Source organism: Stenotrophomonas sp. UBA7606, from assembly GCF_002477705.1.
Taxonomy (GTDB): Bacteria; Pseudomonadota; Gammaproteobacteria; order Xanthomonadales; family Xanthomonadaceae; genus Stenotrophomonas.
The window spans coordinates 54,378-72,323 of sequence record NZ_DLJW01000048.1; the positions used below are offsets into that span (position 1 = coordinate 54,378).

The 17,946-nt window shown below is 65.3% G+C and carries 20 protein-coding genes; 2 read left to right on the forward strand and 18 right to left on the reverse strand.

Annotated elements, in window-relative coordinates:
* The 13 genes from alaS to rlmE all read right to left on the reverse strand — a co-directional run.
* A partial coding sequence (gene alaS, locus B2527_RS07175) for an alanine--tRNA ligase (protein WP_293707238.1) occupies positions 1 to 1,974 on the reverse strand: 1,974 nt, incomplete at its 3' end.
* A gap of 98 nt (positions 1,975 to 2,072) precedes the next feature.
* The gene (recX, locus tag B2527_RS07180; RefSeq protein WP_293707240.1) at positions 2,073 to 2,564 is read right to left on the reverse strand and encodes a recombination regulator RecX; all 492 of its coding nucleotides are present in this window, start codon (positions 2,562 to 2,564) and stop codon (positions 2,073 to 2,075) included.
* Between the two features lie 112 nt (positions 2,565 to 2,676).
* Entirely contained in the window at positions 2,677 to 3,714 is a 1,038-nt protein-coding gene (gene recA / locus B2527_RS07185) for a recombinase RecA (RefSeq protein WP_293707242.1), read from the reverse strand.
* Positions 3,715 to 3,908: 194 nt separating this feature from the next.
* Positions 3,909 to 4,559, reverse strand: coding sequence for a transcriptional repressor LexA (gene lexA / locus B2527_RS07190; RefSeq protein WP_293707243.1), 651 nt, complete (start codon positions 4,557 to 4,559; stop codon positions 3,909 to 3,911).
* Positions 4,560 to 4,679: 120 nt separating this feature from the next.
* Positions 4,680 to 6,359 carry a 2-polyprenylphenol 6-hydroxylase gene (gene ubiB / locus B2527_RS07195; protein WP_293707245.1) on the reverse strand — a complete coding sequence of 560 codons (1,680 nt, stop codon included), beginning with the start codon at positions 6,357 to 6,359 and terminating at the stop codon, positions 4,680 to 4,682.
* A gap of 36 nt (positions 6,360 to 6,395) precedes the next feature.
* Positions 6,396 to 6,890 (reverse strand): CinA family protein, encoded by a 495-nt coding sequence (locus tag B2527_RS07200; protein WP_293707247.1) that lies wholly within the window; start codon positions 6,888 to 6,890, stop codon positions 6,396 to 6,398.
* A 283-nt stretch (positions 6,891 to 7,173) separates the two neighbouring features.
* Positions 7,174 to 8,484, reverse strand: a complete 1,311-nt coding sequence (gene hflX, locus B2527_RS07205; protein ID WP_293707249.1) for a ribosome rescue GTPase HflX — start codon at positions 8,482 to 8,484, stop codon at positions 7,174 to 7,176.
* Between the two features lie 14 nt (positions 8,485 to 8,498).
* Positions 8,499 to 8,780, reverse strand: a complete 282-nt coding sequence (gene hfq / locus B2527_RS07210) for an RNA chaperone Hfq (RefSeq protein ID WP_293707251.1) — start codon at positions 8,778 to 8,780, stop codon at positions 8,499 to 8,501.
* Positions 8,781 to 8,868: 88 nt separating this feature from the next.
* Positions 8,869 to 9,822: a tRNA (adenosine(37)-N6)-dimethylallyltransferase MiaA gene (gene miaA, locus B2527_RS07215; RefSeq protein ID WP_293707253.1), complete on the reverse strand. Its 954-nt coding sequence runs from the start codon at positions 9,820 to 9,822 to the stop codon at positions 8,869 to 8,871.
* A complete protein-coding gene (gene folP / locus B2527_RS07220; RefSeq protein ID WP_293707255.1) occupies positions 9,822 to 10,721 on the reverse strand; it encodes a dihydropteroate synthase in 900 nt (299 codons plus the stop codon). The genes miaA and folP overlap by 1 nt, the downstream gene beginning before the upstream one ends.
* An 88-nt stretch (positions 10,722 to 10,809) precedes the next feature.
* Positions 10,810 to 10,986, reverse strand: coding sequence for a hypothetical protein (locus tag B2527_RS07225; RefSeq protein ID WP_293707258.1), 177 nt, complete (start codon positions 10,984 to 10,986; stop codon positions 10,810 to 10,812).
* A gap of 115 nt (positions 10,987 to 11,101) precedes the next feature.
* Complete coding sequence (ftsH, locus tag B2527_RS07230; RefSeq protein WP_293707260.1) at positions 11,102 to 13,030, reverse strand: ATP-dependent zinc metalloprotease FtsH; 1,929 nt, start codon at positions 13,028 to 13,030, stop codon at positions 11,102 to 11,104.
* A 53-nt stretch (positions 13,031 to 13,083) separates the two neighbouring features.
* The gene (rlmE, locus tag B2527_RS07235) at positions 13,084 to 13,716 is read right to left on the reverse strand and encodes a 23S rRNA (uridine(2552)-2'-O)-methyltransferase RlmE (protein ID WP_293707263.1); all 633 of its coding nucleotides are present in this window, start codon (positions 13,714 to 13,716) and stop codon (positions 13,084 to 13,086) included.
* Positions 13,717 to 13,780: 64 nt separating this feature from the next.
* Here rlmE and yhbY point away from each other — a divergent pair, with 64 nt between their 5' ends.
* A complete protein-coding gene (gene yhbY, locus B2527_RS07240) occupies positions 13,781 to 14,086 on the forward strand; it encodes a ribosome assembly RNA-binding protein YhbY (protein WP_293707266.1) in 306 nt (101 codons plus the stop codon).
* A gap of 17 nt (positions 14,087 to 14,103) precedes the next feature.
* Positions 14,104 to 14,484 (forward strand): Mth938-like domain-containing protein, encoded by a 381-nt coding sequence (locus B2527_RS07245; protein ID WP_293707269.1) that lies wholly within the window; start codon positions 14,104 to 14,106, stop codon positions 14,482 to 14,484.
* A 60-nt stretch (positions 14,485 to 14,544) separates the two neighbouring features.
* Here B2527_RS07245 and B2527_RS07250 read toward each other — a convergent pair whose 3' ends face one another.
* From B2527_RS07250 to surE, 5 genes are all read right to left on the reverse strand, one after another.
* A complete protein-coding gene (locus tag B2527_RS07250; protein WP_293707272.1) occupies positions 14,545 to 14,778 on the reverse strand; it encodes a hypothetical protein in 234 nt (77 codons plus the stop codon).
* Positions 14,779 to 14,928: 150 nt separating this feature from the next.
* The gene (locus tag B2527_RS07255) at positions 14,929 to 15,711 is read right to left on the reverse strand and encodes a peptidoglycan DD-metalloendopeptidase family protein (RefSeq protein WP_293707275.1); all 783 of its coding nucleotides are present in this window, start codon (positions 15,709 to 15,711) and stop codon (positions 14,929 to 14,931) included.
* Positions 15,708 to 16,322 (reverse strand): YqaA family protein, encoded by a 615-nt coding sequence (locus tag B2527_RS07260; protein WP_293707278.1) that lies wholly within the window; start codon positions 16,320 to 16,322, stop codon positions 15,708 to 15,710. The genes B2527_RS07255 and B2527_RS07260 overlap by 4 nt, the downstream gene beginning before the upstream one ends.
* An 18-nt stretch (positions 16,323 to 16,340) precedes the next feature.
* Positions 16,341 to 17,018: a protein-L-isoaspartate(D-aspartate) O-methyltransferase gene (locus tag B2527_RS07265; protein WP_293707281.1), complete on the reverse strand. Its 678-nt coding sequence runs from the start codon at positions 17,016 to 17,018 to the stop codon at positions 16,341 to 16,343.
* Positions 17,015 to 17,794, reverse strand: a complete 780-nt coding sequence (gene surE / locus B2527_RS07270; protein WP_293707284.1) for a 5'/3'-nucleotidase SurE — start codon at positions 17,792 to 17,794, stop codon at positions 17,015 to 17,017. Before surE ends, B2527_RS07265 begins: the two co-directional genes overlap by 4 nt.
* Positions 17,795 to 17,946 lie beyond the last annotated feature (152 nt).

Below are 17,946 nucleotides of genomic sequence, written 5' to 3' on the forward strand. Positions count from 1 at the left end.
CTCGCCGTACTTCTCGCCGAACAGCGCCATCGCACCGAAATCCAGCGCTTCCTGCATGCCCATGTTGTGCACTTCGGCCGCATTGTTGGCACGCACCTGCTCGTTGACCTTGCGCTCGATGATCGCCAGCTCTTCGGCAGTGATCGGCTGGAAGTGCGAGAAGTCGAAGCGCAGGCGGTCCGGCGCCACCAGCGAACCCTTCTGCTGCACATGGGTGCCCAGCACTTCGCGCAGGGCGGCGTGCAGCAGGTGGGTTGCCGAGTGGTTGAGGATGGTGGCGCCACGGCGCGCACCGTCCACGGTACCGGCCAGCACGTCACCCAGCTTGATGGCGCCCTGCTCCAGCGTGCCGACGTGGCCATGGAACTGGCCTGCGAACTTCTGCGTATCGGTCACCGCCAGCTTCACGCCAGCGGCCGACAGCACGCCGGTATCGCCGACCTGGCCGCCGGATTCGGCGTAGAACGGGGTCTGCGCGGTGAACACGATCACCTCGTCACCGGCCTGCACGGCGTCCACCGGGCGGCCATCCTTGATCAGCGCCACGACCTTCTGGCCTTCGGCCTGCAGGGCGTCATAGCCCAGGAAAACCGTCGGCGACAAGGTCGCCACCAGCTCGGCCGGCAGGGTCACGCCGCCACCGAACTTGCCGGCGGCACGCGCGGTCTCGCGCTGGTGCTCCATCGAGGCCTCGAAGCCGTCCATGTCCACGCGCATGCCACGCTCGCGGGCGATGTCGGCGGTCAGGTCAACCGGGAAACCATAGGTGTCGTACAGGCGGAACGCGTCCACGCCCGGGATGACACCATCGCTGACCTTGGCCGCGACGTCGTCGAAAATCTTCATGCCGGCGTCCAGCGTCTCGGCAAAACGCTCTTCCTCCGCCTGCAGGGCGCGCACCACGGTGTCGGCCTGGGCCGGCAGTTCCGGGTAGGCATGGCCCATCTGCTCGATCAGGGTCGGTACCAGCTTGCTGAAGAACGGCTGGCGAACACCCAGCATCCAGCCGTGGCGCAGGGCGCGGCGAATGATGCGGCGCAGGACATAGCCGCGGCCTTCGTTGGACGGCAACACGCCGTCGACGATCAGGAACGAGCAGGCGCGGATGTGATCGGCGATCACCCGCAGCGACTTGTTCTCCAGATCGGCCATGCCGGTCAGCTCGCTGGCCTTGCGGATCAGCGCCTGGAACAGGTCGATCTCATAGTTGGTGTGCACGTGCTGCAGGATCGCCGCCAGGCGCTCCAGGCCCATGCCGGTATCCACGCACGGCGCCGGCAGCGGCTGCAGCGAGCCATCGGGCTGGCGGTCGAACTGCATGAACACCAGGTTCCAGATTTCGATGAAACGGTCACCGTCCTCATCCGGCGAGCCCGGGGGGCCACCGGCGATATGGTCACCATGGTCGAAGAAGATCTCGGTGCAGGGACCGCAGGGGCCGGTATCGGCCATCTGCCAGAAGTTGTCCGAGGCATAGGGCGCGCCCTTGTTGTCACCGATGCGCACGATGCGCTCTTCCGGGATGCCGACCATGTCGCGCCACAGCGCGAAGGCCTCGTCGTCGGTGTGGTACACGGTGACCAGCAGGCGCTCGGCCGGCAGCTTCCAGACCTGGGTCAGCAGTTCCCAGGCCCAGGCAATGGCGTCCTTCTTGAAGTAATCGCCAAAGGACCAGTTGCCCAGCATTTCAAAGAACGTGTGGTGACGGGCGGTATAGCCCACCGAGTCCAGGTCGTTGTGCTTGCCGCCTGCACGCAGGCAGCGCTGGACGTCGGCAGCGCGCACGTAGCTGCGCTTTTCCGCACCCAGGAACACATCCTTGAACTGGACCATGCCGGAATTGGTGAACAACAGGGTCGGGTCGTTGCCCGGCACCAGCGGCGCCGACGGCACGATGGTGTGGCCCTTGCCCTTGAAGAATTCAAGGAAGTCGCTGCGGATCTGGGAAGTTGTGAATTTGACAGGTGTATTCATGGGGACTGGCAATAAGCTGGCGAGCGGGTCCCGATCGCCCAGCGGGCGCGGGAATTCGGGACTACCGAAACCCTGAAAGGGTATCAGGCCCGGCCCGCTCAGTCCTCTGGATCGTAACGGGTGGCCTGGCGGATGCAGCTGCCATCAAAGCCACGGCGGGCCAGCAGATCCGCGGCCTTGCGCCGCTGTGCCAGCTCCTGCGGGCCGTTCTCGCCAAAACGACGGCACACCAAGTCCCGGGCGTTGTCCAGCCAGTCACCCTCGAAGGTCGCCATGGCCGCCTCGATCTGGCTGCTGTCCAGCCCATGCGTGCCCAGCTCCGCGCGGATGTGCAGCGGCCCATAGCCGGTATTGGCACGATTGCGCACCAGGGTTTCGGCGAAACGTTCGTCGTCCTGCCAGCCATCCTGCGCCAGCCGGGATATGGCCGTATCCACCTCGTCCGGGTCCAGGCCACGGCTTTTCAGCTTGCGGCCCAACTCCTTGCGCGAGTGCTCGCGCCTGACCAGCAGCCCCAGCGCCCGCTGCAATGGCGTCTGTTCCCGACGGCGCTTGCCCGTCTTGGGCGGCGTATCTTCAAAATCATTCATGGCATCAATGGCCAGCCGAAGCAGCGCCGTCCATGGCGATCAACCTCCTGGATAAAATGCCGCGGGGACGGGCAACGTCACTGACGATGCGCCGCCCGCCCCCACGGGAAACTCATTCCTCGTCGCCGTCGTCGTCGCCTTCCTCACGCGCCGCCTCGCTGGGCTGGAACTTCTCGCGCAGCTCGGCTTCGAGCTTTGCCGCCAGCTGCGGGTTGTCACGCAGGTAGCCACGGGCGTTGTCCTTGCCCTGGCCGATACGCTCGTCACCGTAGCTGTACCAGGCGCCAGCCTTCTCGACCAGCTTGGCCTCAACGCCCATGTCGATCAGTTCACCCTCACGGCTGATGCCTTCGCCGTACAAGATCTCGGTGATCACCTGCTTGAACGGCGGCGCCAGCTTGTTCTTCACCACCTTGATCTTGGTCTGGTTACCAATGATCTCGTCGCCCTTCTTGATCGCGCCGATACGGCGGATATCCAGGCGCACCGAGGCGTAGAACTTCAGCGCATTGCCGCCGGTGGTGGTTTCCGGACTCTGTCCCGGCATCATCACGCCGATCTTCATGCGCAACTGGTTGATGAAGATCACCAGCGTATTGGAACGCTTGATGTTGCCGGTGAGCTTGCGCAGGGCCTGGCTCATCAGGCGTGCCTGCAGGCCCGGCAGCTGATCGCCCATTTCGCCTTCGATTTCGGCCTTGGGGGTCAGCGCGGCGACCGAGTCGACCACCAGGATGTCCACCGAGCCCGAACGCACCAGCATGTCGGCGATTTCCAGCGCCTGTTCGCCGGTATCCGGCTGCGACAGCAACAGGTCATCCACGTTGACGCCCAGCTTGGCCGCATAGATCGGATCCAGCGCGTGCTCGGCATCGATGAAGGCGGCGGTGCCCCCCATTTTCTGACACTCGGCAATGGCCTGCAGGGTCAGCGTGGTCTTGCCCGAGGATTCCGGGCCGTAGATTTCAACGACGCGGCCCTTCGGCAGGCCACCAATGCCCAGGGCGATATCCAGCATCAACGAACCGGTGGGGATCGCCTCGACAGGCTCGACCACACGGTCGCCCATGCGCATCACCGAACCCTTGCCGAACTGCTTCTCGATCTGGCTCAGTGCAGCGGACAGCGCGCGCTTCTTGTTCTCGTCCATCGGGTTCGTCCTCGTCGTTGATTTCGTAGATTTCGTAGATTTCGTCATGGGGTCCACTGTAGGGGTGTCGTATCGCAAAGGCTGAGACTGCAGGCGAGACGACAAAATTATTGGGCCGGCAAGGATACCGGCAGCAGCACATGCAACCGCCTAACGTAAGGAAAACAGGCGGTTGCCGCTGCGATACTTAACCATCAGCGGTTGGGCCTGAGCAGGCCGCAGTACAGCCCCTCGATCGAAAAGTCCTGATCCGGCAGCACTTCGATGGGGGCATAGTCAGGATTGCGCGGCAGCAGGCGGATGCGGTCCTTGGCGATCTTCAGCAGCTTGACGGTGATCTCGTCATCGATCCGCGCCACCACGATCTGCCCGGAACGGGCCTCGCGGGTGCGGTGCACCCCGATCAGGTCGCCATTGAAGATGCCCTCGTCGATCATCGAATCGCCCTGCACCTTGAGCAGGTAATCCGGGGCCGGCGAGAAGAACACCTTGTCCAGCACCACATAGTCGTCCGAACCGATATCCGCGCCGATCGGCAGCCCCGCTGCCACCCGCCCCAGGATCGGCAGACGCAGCACGTCGTCGTTGGCTGCAGCGCCCTGCTCGGCGGCCGGGCCTGCAGCACCCTCGCCCTCCGGCCTTACCAGACGGATGCCACGGGCCCGGCCCGGGACACGCTCGATGGCGCCGGCGGCCTCCAGTGCGTCCAGGTGGTACTGCGCCGAACGCACGCCTTTGAAGCCGAACGCGCGGGCGATCTCCGTCTGTGACGGCGGCATGCCCTCGGCCTCGATGCGCTCGGCGATCAGGTCAAGGATGGCTTGCTGGGTATCGGTCAGGTCCATGATTAGTAGTATTACTACTAACACCCCTCAGCGCAAGCCCTGCCCTTCAGCGCCGATCCGCCCCTCCAGATCCCACCCTGGCAGGCCTGCCCGTCCATCCGCGGGGACGGCCCGCGACCGTCAGTGATGGCGACCGCTGCGCCAGATCGAGAACAGTATCCAGATGCCGCACAGCCCCGCGCCCAGGAAGCCGGCCAGCCCCAAGGCCAGCAGCCAGCGGCTGGAGAGGCCGCCAACGCTGTGCATCACGATCGATGAACCGATGATCAGCGCTGCGGTGATCACCCCCACCCCCAGCCGATTGGCCGCGCGGTTGACCTGGTCGCCAAAGCCCTGCAACGCCGCGGTTTCGACTTTCAGCTTCAACTGCCCGCGACGGGCGGCCTTGACCAACCCGCGCAGGTCCCGGGGCAGCTCGGCGGCAAAATCCAGCAGGCCCAGCAAGCTGCGCCGGCCGCGCTTGAGCAGCGCGCGCGGGGCATAACGCTGCAACACCACCCGCTCCAGGAAGGGGCGCGCGGCACTGGCCATGTCGAAATCCGGATCCAGTTGCCGGCCCATGCCTTCCAGGGTCAGGAAGGCCTTGATCATCAGCGCCAGATCAGCCGGCAGGGTCAGGCTGTAGCTGCGCAGCAACTGGGTGATGTCACCCAGCATCAGGCCAATGCGCAGGTCCTTGAGCGGGACGCCCCGGTACTGATCGACAAACTGGCTGATGTCCTGCTGCAACCGCGCCTCGTCCACCTCCACCGCGCCGGCCCAGTCCAGCAGCACGTCCGCCACGGCCTGTGGTTCCTGTTCCACCAGCCCATGCAGCAGCTGTGCGACCTGGAAGCGGCGCGGTTCGGACAGCGCCCCCACCATGCCGAAATCGATCACGCCAATGCGGCCATCGCGCATGTAGAAAATATTGCCCGGGTGCGGATCGGCGTGGAAACAACCGTCTTCCAGCACCATCTTCAGCACGATGTCCGCCCCGCGCCTGGCCAGCGCCGCGCGGTCCAGGCCGGCGGCATCCACCGCCTCCAGCTTGCGCCCGGGGATGCCGTCCACGAAGTCCTGCACGTTGAGGCTTTCGCAGGTCCATTGCCAATGCACGGCTGGAATCAGAATGTCGTCACGCCCCTCGAAATTGCGCGCGATGCGCTCGGCATTGCGGCATTCGGCGGCAAAGTCCATCTCGCTGCGCAGCGACACGGTGAACTGCTGCACCACCTCGGCGGGGCGGTAACGGCGCAGGTCCGGCAGGCGGGCCTCGACGATCTCGGCCAAACGCGCCAGCAGGCGCAGATCGGCCTCCACCACGTCGCGGATACCCGGCCTGCGAATCTTCAGTACCACCTCACGGCCATCGTGCAGCCGCGCCCGGTGCGCCTGCGCCAACGACGCCGCTGCCATCGGCGTCTCGTCCAGGAAGGCAAAGACCTCGCCCGGCGATGCGCCCAGGTCGGCCTCCAGCTGCGCGCGGATGGCTGCATAGGGCAAGGCCGGCACGGCGTTCTGCAGCTCTGACAGTTCGGCGATCCACTCCGACGGCAGCAGGTCCACGCGCGTAGCCAGCACCTGCCCGAACTTGACGAAGGTCGGCCCCAGCTCCTGCATGGCGCTGCGCACCCGCACCGGCGCGGTCATGCGCAACATCTGCTGGCTGTCGTTCCAGCGCAGCAGGCGGCCGGCGCGCTCCAGTACATTGGCCAGGCCGGTGCGCCGCACCGCGTCGCCAAACCCATAACGGATCAGGACTGCGGCAATTTCCTGCAGTCGACCCAGATCACGGACAGTGCCCAGCGTTTCCCACATTGCAGACCTACCCCGGTTGGTACCCGGCCCAGCATGTCACAGTTGATCGTTGATGCCCTGCAGGGCCGCAGCCACGGTCTGCCGCCGGATCGCATCCCGATCGCCATCGAACTGGAACAGCTCGGCCCGCGCATAGCCACCGCGTCGCTTCCAGCCTATCCAGACGCTGCCCACCGGTTTGTCGGGGCTGCCACCACCCGGGCCGGCGATGCCGGTCACCGCCACGGCAATGCCGGCACCGGAATTGACCAGCGCCCCGGCCACCATTTCCAGCACGGTTTCGCGGCTTACTGCGCCGTACTGCTCCAAGGTCTGCGCGTGCACGCCGAGCAGGCGCTGCTTTGCTTCATAGCTGTAGACCACCATGCCGCAGTCGAAGAACGCCGATGAGCCGGCGATATCGGTCATGCACTTGGCAATCCAGCCGCCGCTGCAGCTCTCCGCGGTTACCAGTTGCAGCGAGGCTTGCCGCAGGCGTTCGCCGAGCGCGGTGGCCAGCGCATTGAGATCGGTATCGGAGGGATTGGACATTGCGGCACGGTTGGCTGGGTGGATAACCCTTGATGTTTTACCGCATACAGGGCCTGCGTGTCAGGGCACGGTAGCCGGCGAAAGCGCAGCATTGACCGTAGGAGCGCAAACCGCAGCGCAGATCCCCATCCTCGGTTGGCACGGCCGCCGCGGGCTGGCCGGCGCCTGCCTCGCGGTCTGCACCACTCCGGAAAACAAGCGCCAAGAACACCACCCAACGTACCAACAGCCGACACAAGGCCGGCTGCTTTTCACCCTGCAAGGAGGCGGCGAACCGCCCGGATCACCACTCGGGCGGCTTCTCCGGCAGCAATGGCCGGATCACCGCGCCATCCGCACTGGCGGCGAGCTTTTCGGCCTCGGCGATGGGAATATCCACCTCGATCAGCCAGCCGTCCTCATCGGCCTGTTCGCTGCGGATCACGTCCAACTGGTGCAGGCGTGAACGCAGGCGGCCGGCACTGGGCGGCAGGCGCACACTGCCAGTGACGTGCTGCAGGCCCAGCCGTTTGCCCAGCACCGTTTGCAGCAACTCCAGGCCGCGCCCATCACGGGCGGAGATCCAGACGCGCTCGCGGCGCGCCTCGTCCGGCACACCGTCCTGCGCGTCGTGGCGCACTTCCGCACCGTCGATGCGATCGATCTTGTTGAACACCAACAACTGCGGCAGATCGCCCGCACCCACGGCCTGCAACACCTCGTCCACCTGTGCGATGCGCTCTTCGCGCAACGGGTCGGCGGCATCCACCAGATGCAGCAGGAAGTCGGCCTCCCGCGCTTCGGACAAGGTCGAGCGGAACGCCGCCACCAGTTCGTGCGGCAGGTCGCGCACGAAACCGACGGTGTCGGCCAGCATGGCGTTGCCACCTGGCAGGGTGATACGCCGCACGGTGGGGTCCAGCGTTGCAAACAACTGGTCCGCTGCGTAGGCACCGGCACCGGTCAAGGCGTTGAAAAGCGTCGATTTGCCGGCATTGGTGTAGCCCACCAGGGCAATGCGCGGCATTTCGCTGCGCACGCGCGCGCGGCGCATCTGGGTGCGCTGCACCTCCACCTTCTCCAGCCGCTTCTGCAGCTGCTCCACGCGCTTCTGCAGCAACCGGCGGTCGGTTTCCAGCTGGGTTTCACCCGGCCCGCGCAGGCCGATGGAACCGCCGCGCTGACGCTCAAGGTGGGTCCAACCGCGCACCAGGCGGGTGGCCAGATGGCGCAACTGGGCCAGCTCGACCTGCAGCTTGCCTTCGTGGCTATGCGCGCGTTGCGCGAAGATGTCCAGGATCAGGCCGGTACGGTCGATCACCCGCCGTTCCAGGTAGCGCTCAAGGTTGCGCTCCTGCACCGGGCTCAGCGCATGGTTGACCAGTACCAGGTCGGCACCCGTGGCATCGGCAGCCGCCTTCACTTCTTCCAGCTTGCCGCTGCCGATCAGGGTGGACGGATTGGGCCGGTCCATGCGCGCGGTGATGGTCGCCGCGATGCTGGCGCCAGCCGAGCGCGCCAGGTCGGAGAACTCTTCCAGCACATCCTCTTCCAGCCGCCCTGCATGCGGCTGGATCAACAGCGCATGCTCGCCCTTTTTCGAGCGGTCAAACATGCGCCGCTACCTGCTTATTCGCTGTCGTTTTCGTCATCGCCTGCCTGGCTTCCGTCACCCGATTGCACGTAACCGCCACCCGGCCCCACACGCACGTTGCGCGCCGGCACCACGGTGGAAATGGCGTGCTTGTAGACCATCTGGCTGACGGTATTGCGCAGCAGCACCACGAACTGGTCAAACGACTCGATCGTGCCCTGCAGCTTGATTCCATTGACCAGGTAGACCGAGACGGGCACGCGCTCGCGACGCAGCGCGTTCAGAAACGGATCCTGCAAAGACTGCCCCTTGGACATCATCTACTCCTCTGTTCTTGTTCTTATGGGCCGGTACTGGCATCCCCCGCCAGCCCGGAACCCCGATGGTACACCGCCACGGGGCTTCCTACCTTTGCAGAAACAGCGATACCGCGTCCTGCAGGCGTCCCATTTCGCTGGCAGGGTCGAACCAGCGGGCATCCAGTTCACCGCGCAGCCAGGTCAACTGGCGCTTGGCCAGCTGGCGCGTGGCGAACACGCCCTTGTCGCGGAACTCGGCCTGGCTGCCCTGCCCGTCCAGGAACTGCCAGGCCTGGCGGTAACCCACCGCACGTATCGCCGGCAGATCCAGCGGCGAGGCCACCCCCGCCATCTCGGGGAGGGCACGCAACCCGCGCACTTCGTCCAGGAAACCGTTCTCCAGCATCAGATCGAAACGGCGCTCGATGCGCTGGTGCAGCACCGCGCGCTCGGCCGGCGCAAGGATCACCTTCAGCACCCGCAGCGGCAACCGTGCGGTGCCCGGTTGCGCCTGCCAGTAGCTGATCGGCTTGCCGGTGAGCCGATAGACCTCCAGCGCCCGTTGGATACGCTGCGGATCGGTGGCGTGGATGCGCGACGCCGCCAGCGGGTCAACGTCGGCCAGTTGCGCATGCAGCGCTGCCCAGCCCAAGGAGGCTGCTTCAGCGCTGATCTGCGCACGCAGCGACGGGTCGGCTTCGGGCATTGCGGACAAACCCTGCAGCAACGCGCGGAAGTACAGCCCGGTGCCCCCTGCCAGGATCGGCAGCCCGCCGCGGGCGACGATACCCTGCACCGCAGCCGTCGCATCGGCAGCAAACTCCGCAGCCGAGTAGGTCTGCCAGGGGTCGCGCAGGTCCAGCAGATGGTGCGGCACGCCGTCCTGTTCAACCGCATCGGGCTTGGCAGCACCGATGTCGAGCCCGCGGTACACCAGCGCCGAATCGACGCTGACGATCTCGCCGCCATGGGCCTTGGCCAAGGCGATTGCCGCGGCGGTCTTGCCCGACGCGGTGGGGCCCATCAGGGCGATGGCCAGCGGCCGCTGGTCGCTGCCCATCAGTCCTCGTCCGGCCAGCGCAGCTTGGGGGCTGCCGTGCTGGCGCGCGGCGCCGGCACCGCTGCGAGCGCAGCCTGCACCTTCAACGCATCCACGGTGGCTGCCACGTCATGCACCCGCACAATCCCCGCACCACGCTGCACCGCCAACAGATGTGCGGCCACCGAGCCCGCCACACGCTCGCCGGCGTCGGCACGGCCGGTGACCTCACCAATGCAGCGTTTGCGTGAAAAACCTGCCAACAGCGGTACGCCCAGGCTCAGCAGGCGCTCCTGCGCCGCCAACAGGGCGAAATTCTGCGGGGTGTCCTTGTTGAAACCGTAGCCCGGATCCACCACCAGCCGCTTGCGCGCGATACCGGCCATCTCAGCCGCGAACAATCGCTCAGTGAGAAAGCGCTGCACCTCGCCGGCGATATCGTCATAGGCATGAGCCACACCGGCGTCATAGGGGCCGCCAACCGCATGCATCAGCACCACCGCTGCCGAGGACGCCGCCACTACTTCCAACGCACCGGGTTGGCGCAACGCCTGCACGTCGTTGACCATGCCGGCACCGGCGGCCAAAGCCGCCTGCATCACCTCCGGCTTGAAGGTATCCACGCTCAGCGGCACCGCCACACGCGCAGCCAGGGCTTCGATCACCGGCACCACCCGGTCGATCTCCTCCTGCACCGAGACCGGTGCGGCCCCGGGGCGGGTGGATTCACCGCCGATGTCGAGCAGGTCGGCGCCCTGTTCGACCAACCCCAGCGCGTGGGCGATGGCCGCCCCAGTGCTGGCGTGCTTACCGCCATCGGAGAACGAATCAGGCGTGACATTGACGATGCCCATCACCTGTACCCGATCCAGCCGCAGCAAGCGACCTGCACAGTCCAGCGCGGGAGCAATATCGAACATGGGGTCTTCCGGTACCAATGATGGCGGGTAGTTTAAGCCGCTACCGTAGTGTTCAAGAATTACTGCCCTGAGCAGCAGAACAGGTCAATCAGCGCCCCTTGCGTGTGCGGATCCGGTTACCGATCAGGCTCAGCACGATTCCCAGCATCACGCCAATGAAGATACCCGCCAGGAAATTGTCGGTCTTCAGCCCGAACGACACACCGGCAACGGTAGCGATGACCATCTCGGGGACGTTCAACGGCGGCGGCTTGGGTTCGTTCATATCATCACCGAGGGTTACTGGAACTCATGGTTGTCGCCCAGCCAGTGGCGGGCGCAAAAAAGAAAACGGGCCGGATGGCCGGCCCGTTTCATGCTTGGTGGCGCAGGCAGCCGACTCAGTGCTGGCCGGCCGGATCGGTGATCGGCGCGACCGGGCGCTGGTCATCGCCGCCCTTGCCATCATTGCTGCCGCTGCTCGGCGGGGTCTTGGCAACCCAGCCTGCCGGCGGCGACGGCTCGCGGCCCTCCATCAGCGCCTTGACCTGCTCGGCGTCGATGGTTTCCCACTCCAGCAGGGCAGCGGTCATGGCTTCAACCACGTCGCGCTTCTCTTCCAGGATCTTGTAGGCCACGGCGTACTGCTCGTCCAGGATGCGACGGATCTCCGCGTCCACCTTCTGCTGGGTGGCCTCGGAAATGGTCTTGCTGTGCATGCCATAGCCCGCCTCTTCATCGGCGTAGACCATGGTACCCATCACGTCGGACATGCCGTATTTGGTGACCATGCCACGGGCCAGCTTGGTGGCGCGCTCGAAGTCGTTGGAGGCACCGGTCGACATCTCGCCGACGAAGATCTCCTCGGCGATGCGGCCACCGAACAGGATCGCCAGCTCTTCCAGCATGCGGTCCTTGTACTTGCTGATGTGGTCGTGCTCCGGCAGCTGCCAGGTCACGCCCAGCGCCCAGCCGCGCGGCATGATGGTGACCTTGTGCACCGGGTCGGCCTTGGGCAGCGACATGGCGACAACGGCGTGGCCGGACTCGTGGTAAGCGGTGTTGCGACGCTCATCCTCGCGCATGACCATGCTGCGACGTTCCGGACCCATGTAGATCTTGTCCTTGGCGTCCTCGAAGTCCTTCATGTCGACTTCCTGCTTGTTGCGACGAGCCGCAAACAGGGCGCCTTCATTGATCAGGTTGGCCAGGTCGGCACCGGAAAAGCCCGGGGTACCGCGCGCCAGCACTTCCGGACGCACGTCATCGGCCGCCGGCACCTTGCGCAGGTGCACACGCAGGATCTGCTCGCGACCCTTGATGTCGGGCAGGCCGACCATGACCTGGCGGTCGAAGCGACCCGGACGCAGCAGCGCCTTGTCCAGCACGTCCGGACGGTTGGTGGCGGCGATCACGATCACGCCCTCACCGCCCTCGAAGCCGTCCATCTCGACCAGCATCTGGTTCAGGGTCTGCTCGCGCTCATCGTGGCCACCGCCCATGCCCGAGCCGCGGTGACGGCCCACGGCATCGATTTCGTCGATGAAGATGATGCACGGCGCATGCTTCTTGGCCTGCTCGAACATGTCGCGCACACGGCTGGCACCGACGCCGACGAACATCTCGACGAAGTCCGAACCGGAGATGGCGAAGAACGGCACCTTGGCCTCGCCGGCAATGGCCTTGGCCAGCAGCGTCTTGCCGGTACCCGGCGGGCCCACCATCAGCACGCCACGCGGGATCTTGCCGCCCAGCTTGGTGAACTTGGTCGGGTCGCGCAGGAATTCCACCAGCTCGCCCACTTCTTCCTTGGCCTCGTCGCAACCGGCGACGTCGGCAAAGGTGACCTTTATCTGGTCCTCGCCCTGCAGCTTGGCGCGCGACTTGCCGAAGGACATCGCGCCCTTGGCACCGCCGCCACCGCCCTGCATCTGGCGCATCATGAAAATCCAGAAACCGATCAGCAGCAGCACCGGCAGGAACTGCAGCACCAGGCCCCAGAACCCTGGGCCGGTGGCCGGCTCCTGACGCGCCACTTCAACGTTCTTGGAATACAGCTGGTCCAGCAGCTTGGGGTCGGCCGGCGCGAACAGCTGGCCTTCCGAACCGTCCGAGCGCTTGAAGCGCAGGTGGTTGGTGGTCAGCGTGGTCTTGTCGGTGTACTCCACCGACTTGATCCGGCCGGAGTCCACTTCCTGCAGGAACTGGGTGTAGTTGCGTGCGTCGCCAGCAGCCACCGCGCCACCGCGCGGAGCAAAGCTCTGGAACACCACCATCAGCACGACGGCGACAACCACCCATAGCAGGAGGTTCTTGGTCAGGTCGTTCATCCTCATCGGCTCCGATGTCCCTCTAATTTCTGACGCAGTTCGTATGGTTGAGCTTACTTGATCTGGCTGCGCTTGCCCTGCCCGAGGGCATAAACCTCAGGTGAACGCTTGCGTGAAGCGTCCGGCTTGCGAATGGCGACCTTGTCGTACCGACGGCGCAGTTCACGCACGTAGTCGTCAAAGCCGACGCCCTGGAACAACTTGATCAGGAACGCCCCGCCCGGCTTGAGGTGGTTGTCGGCAAAATCCATGGCCAACTCCGCCAGGTGCATCATCCGCGGCTGGTCCACCGCATCCATGCCACTCTTATTGGGGGCCATATCCGACAGTACAAGGTCCACCGGCTGATCGCCGAGCATGGCTTCGAACTGCGATAGGACGGTTTCTTCCCTGAAGTCGCCGTGAAGGAACTCCACCCCGGCCAGCGGTGGCATCTCCAGGATGTCCAGGGCCAGCACACGGCCGGTGTCGCCCATCTGTCTCCGCACCTGCTGAGACCACCCGCCGGGCGCGGCACCCAGGTCCACTACCACCATGTGCGGCTTCAGCAGACGGTCACGTTCCAGCAGTTCTTCCAGCTTGTAAGCCGCGCGCGAGCGCATGCCTTCCTTCTGGGCCTTTTTCACAAAAGGATCGGAAAAGTGTTCTTTCAGCCAGCGTTGGCTGCTTTTGCTACGGGAAGGCATCGGCAATGGGGCTTACAGGGGTGGTCATGATACCCTGAACCCCCTTGATTACCTGTATTCCTGCATGTCCATCGTCCTTACCCCGGCCCAAAACCGATTTCTGCGCGGCGTCGCGCACGATCTGAAAGCACTGCTGCAGATCGGTGGCAAGGGGGTTACCCCGGCCTTCCTGGCCGAGCTGGACGAGGTGCTGGAACGCCACGAGCTGATCAAGGTGAAGATTGCCGCCGAAGACCGAGAGGCCCGCGACGCCATGATTGCCGAGCTGGTACAGGCCAGCGGCGGCGCGCTGGTGCAGCGCATCGGCCACGTCGCCGTGCTGTATCGCCCGGCCAAGGAAAAGCGCCAGATCGTGCTGCCCCGCGGCTGACCGCCGAGGAACCCATCATGCTGTTGAGCCGAGAACTGCCCGATTACACCTACTCCCTGCGTTCGGCCGATGGCCACCAGGCGCGGGTGAACGACCAGGTCCTCACCCGTAGCTTTGTGCTGGCCCCGAACCACCTGGTGGAAAACTGGCCGGTAGCTTCGGCAACCACGATGCGCGCCGACGACCTGGACGTGGCCCTGGACCAGGACCCGGAGCTGATCATCCTGGCCACCGGCGAGAAGCAGGTGTTCCCGGCGGCAGCGGTCATGGCCAGCTGCCTGACCCGTGGCATCGGCATCGAGGTGATGAACAACGCCTCCGCGGCCCGTACCTACAACGTGCTGGCCGGCGAGAACCGCCGCGTGGTGATGGCCTTCATCCTGGACGGCGCCGGCTGAGCCTGGCTCCCGGCTTGAAAAACCCGGCATCGCCGGGTTTTTCATTCATGCATAGGGTAGTCAACGCATACCCAGCGGTTGGCCCTTGAACCAGCACACCAGCAGCAGCGCCAATATCACCCCGCCATTGAATGCAGCAAACGCCAAGGCCGAAGCCGCAGGCGGAAACAGGAAGAACCCAAGCACCAGCAGCAACGCTACCACCGCGTACACCGCCCATCCTTGCCAGGCCAACGGCCAGCCCCAGCCAAACCCATCGGCCTTGGCCTCGAACCAGTATCTGCGCTTCTGCATCACCCTTTCCCGGCTGTCGCCGCCATCGTGCGGATGACCGCAGTGTAAGCAACAATGGCTGGATCAGTGATCCCTCTGCCCAACCGGCTGCGCCGGGGCAGCAAAAAGGCCCTTCCGGGCCCTTTTGCAGACAGCGCCAAACCCACCGCATTACTTCCTTGGCAGGTACAGCAGCGGATCCACCGGCTTGCCGTTGTAGCGGATCTCGAAGTGCAGCATGTCGCGCGAAGTGCCGGTGCGGCCCATTTCCGCGATCTGGTCCCCGGCCCTGACGCTCTGGCCTTCGTTGACCAGGCGCTTGCGGTTGTGACCGTAGGCCGACAGCCACTGGTCGTTGTGCTTGATGATGATGAGCTCACCGTAGCCGACCAGGCCGGCACCGGAATAGACCACCACGCCCGGGCCTGCGGCGCGCACCGCCTGGCCACTGCTGCCAGCGATATCAATGCCCTGCTTGGTGGTCTCGCCAGCGACAAAGCGCCCAACCAGGGCCCCCTCTGCTGGCCAACGCCAACCAATGCCGCTGTTCACCGGCGTCGCCGTGGCAACCGGTGCCGCGGTACTCGGCGTGGTCGTGGTGCTGCCGCCTGATGTCGGGCGGGTGGCAGCGGTGGAGCCTGCGCCACCCGGATACAAGCGCAGCGCCTGCCCGGGGTAGATCGTGTAGGGCTGGGACAGGCCATTCCATGCCGCCAGATCACCCGGGGTGATGTTGTGGATGCGGGCCAGGGCGTACAGGGTGTCGCCACGGCGCACCACCGCTGTCTGGCCCGGTTTGGGCACGGAGGTGCGCGGCGTGGTGGAGGTGCCCGACGTGGCGGAACCGCCACCGGAGGGCTTGACCACCGTGGCCGTGCCACAGGCCGCCAATACACCTACCAACAACACGCAGGCAGTTCTGCCCAACCCTTTGACCAGCACATTTGCATTCATGCGAATTTCGCTCTCCAGACCAACCAAGCCACCAGGCCGGCCACCAACACAGTGGCGATCCAACCCAGCGGTTCTATCCAACGCCGCAGCGCCTGCGCCGCGCGCGCGCCACCAAAGCGGATCACCGCCGCCAGCACGTATACCCGTTTGCCACGACCCACCAGCATGCTCAGCATGTACTGCGGCAACGGCACGCCAACGATACCCGAGGCCCATGTGAAGACCTTCATCGGGATGGGCATGAACCCCCCCAGCACCAGGAAGGTCACCACCGCCCACGGCGACTCGGCCATCTTTGCCTGCAGCGTGGCGATGCCGGCTTCGATCGCCGGCAGCATGCCCATCCACTCGAACACCGGCTTGAGTACTTCAAAGGCGTAATGGCCCAGTGCGTAACCCACCAGCGCACCCGCCATGGAACCGATCAGGCTGAGCGTGGCAAACCACCAACCCTTGCGTGGCTGCGCCACACACATCGGCATCAGCATCACCTCGGGCATCACCGGGAAGATGATGGCTTCGATGAAACTCAGTACCGTCAGGTAGGTGGGCGCCCGCTCATGGCTGGCCCAGACCATCGCGCGGTCGTACAACGGCCCGAAAATCTTCATTGCGCGGCAGTGTCCTTTTTAATCCAGCATGCCCGACAGCAGCGGCACGAAACTCACCGGCGCCAGCTCTTGCTGGACAATGGTGCCATCGGGCTGGCGGGTAAGTTGCAACAGCACCTGTCCGCCCGCGCCGCCCACGGGTGCCACCAACCGCCCACCAACAGCGAGCTGGTCGATCAGCGCATCCACCAGCGCAGGCGCGGCGGCGGTCACCACGATGGCATCGTAGGGACCATGCTCGGGCCAGCCGATGCGACCGTCATCATGCTTGGTGCGGATGTTCATGCCCAGCTGGCGGAAACGCTTGCGCGCCTGCCGCAGCAGGTCGCCGATACGTTCGACGGTGAACACCTCCAGCCCCAGCGCGCCCAGAATCGCCGCCTGGTAGCCAGACCCGGTGCCTACTTCCAGTACTTTTTTCGGTGCTACGGCGAGCACCGCCTCGGTCATCCGCGCCACCACCCACGGTTGCGAGATGGTCTGGCCATGGCCGATCGGCAATGCGGTGTCTTCATATGCGCGCGAGGCCAGCGCCTCATCGATGAACAGATGGCGCGGCACCACACGCACGGCATTGAGCGTGGATTCGTCGGCAATGCCGGCCTCGCGCAGGCGCTCGACCAGGCGGTCACGCACACGCTGCGAGGTCATGCCGATGCCCACGGCTTCCGGTTGCAGGCGCAGGCGCGGGGTCATTGCCCCTTCCCCAACGACTCGGTCAGCCCACCTACCCAGCCGGCAACCTTCTCCAGCGCCGAATAGCGGGTCAGGTCCACCTGGATCGGGGTGATGGAGATATGTCCGGTACGCACCGCATGGAAATCAGTACCCGGGCCGGCATCCTGCTCGCTGCCGGCCGGGCCGATCCAGTACACGGTGTTGCCGCGCGGGTCGGTCGCCGGTATGCAGGCCTCGGCACGGTGCCGGTTGCCCAGGCGGGTCACCTCGAAGCCACGGATGTCTTCCCACGGCAGGTCCGGCACGTTGACGTTGAGGATGGTGTCCGCAGGCAGCGGGTCGGCCTTGAGCCGCGCCACGATCTGCACCGCGGCCATGGCCGCGGTGCGGAAGTTCCTGGCCTCGTGCCTGTGCGTCACCAGCGACACCGCCACCGATGGCAGGCCCAGGAAGCGGCCTTCCATCGCCGCCGACACGGTGCCCGAATAGATCACGTCATCACCGAGGTTGGCGGCATTGTTGATGCCCGACACCACGATGTCCGGTTCGTATTCCAGCATGCCGGTGAGCGCCAGGTGCACGCAGTCTGTCGGCGTGCCTGCCACCGAGCAGGTGTAGTGGTCGATGCGGCGCAGCCGTACCGGCTGGTCCAGCGTGAGCGAGTTGGAGGCACCAGAGCGATCACGGTCCGGCGCCACCACGGTGACTTCGTGCCCGGCATTGCGGAGCTCTTCGGCCAGCATCTTGATGCCGGGGGCATCCACACCATCGTCGTTTGATACAAGTACGCGCATTAAAGGCCTGGGTTACTGGATCAATCCGCGGCGTCCCCGTTTCCGTCGCCGCAATCGCCAATCCCCGTTCAGCACCGCTGACGGGAACCGACCTGAGCGGCCATGATACCGGAATGCGCCGCTACACTTCCCCCTCACGGGGCTTGCCTGCG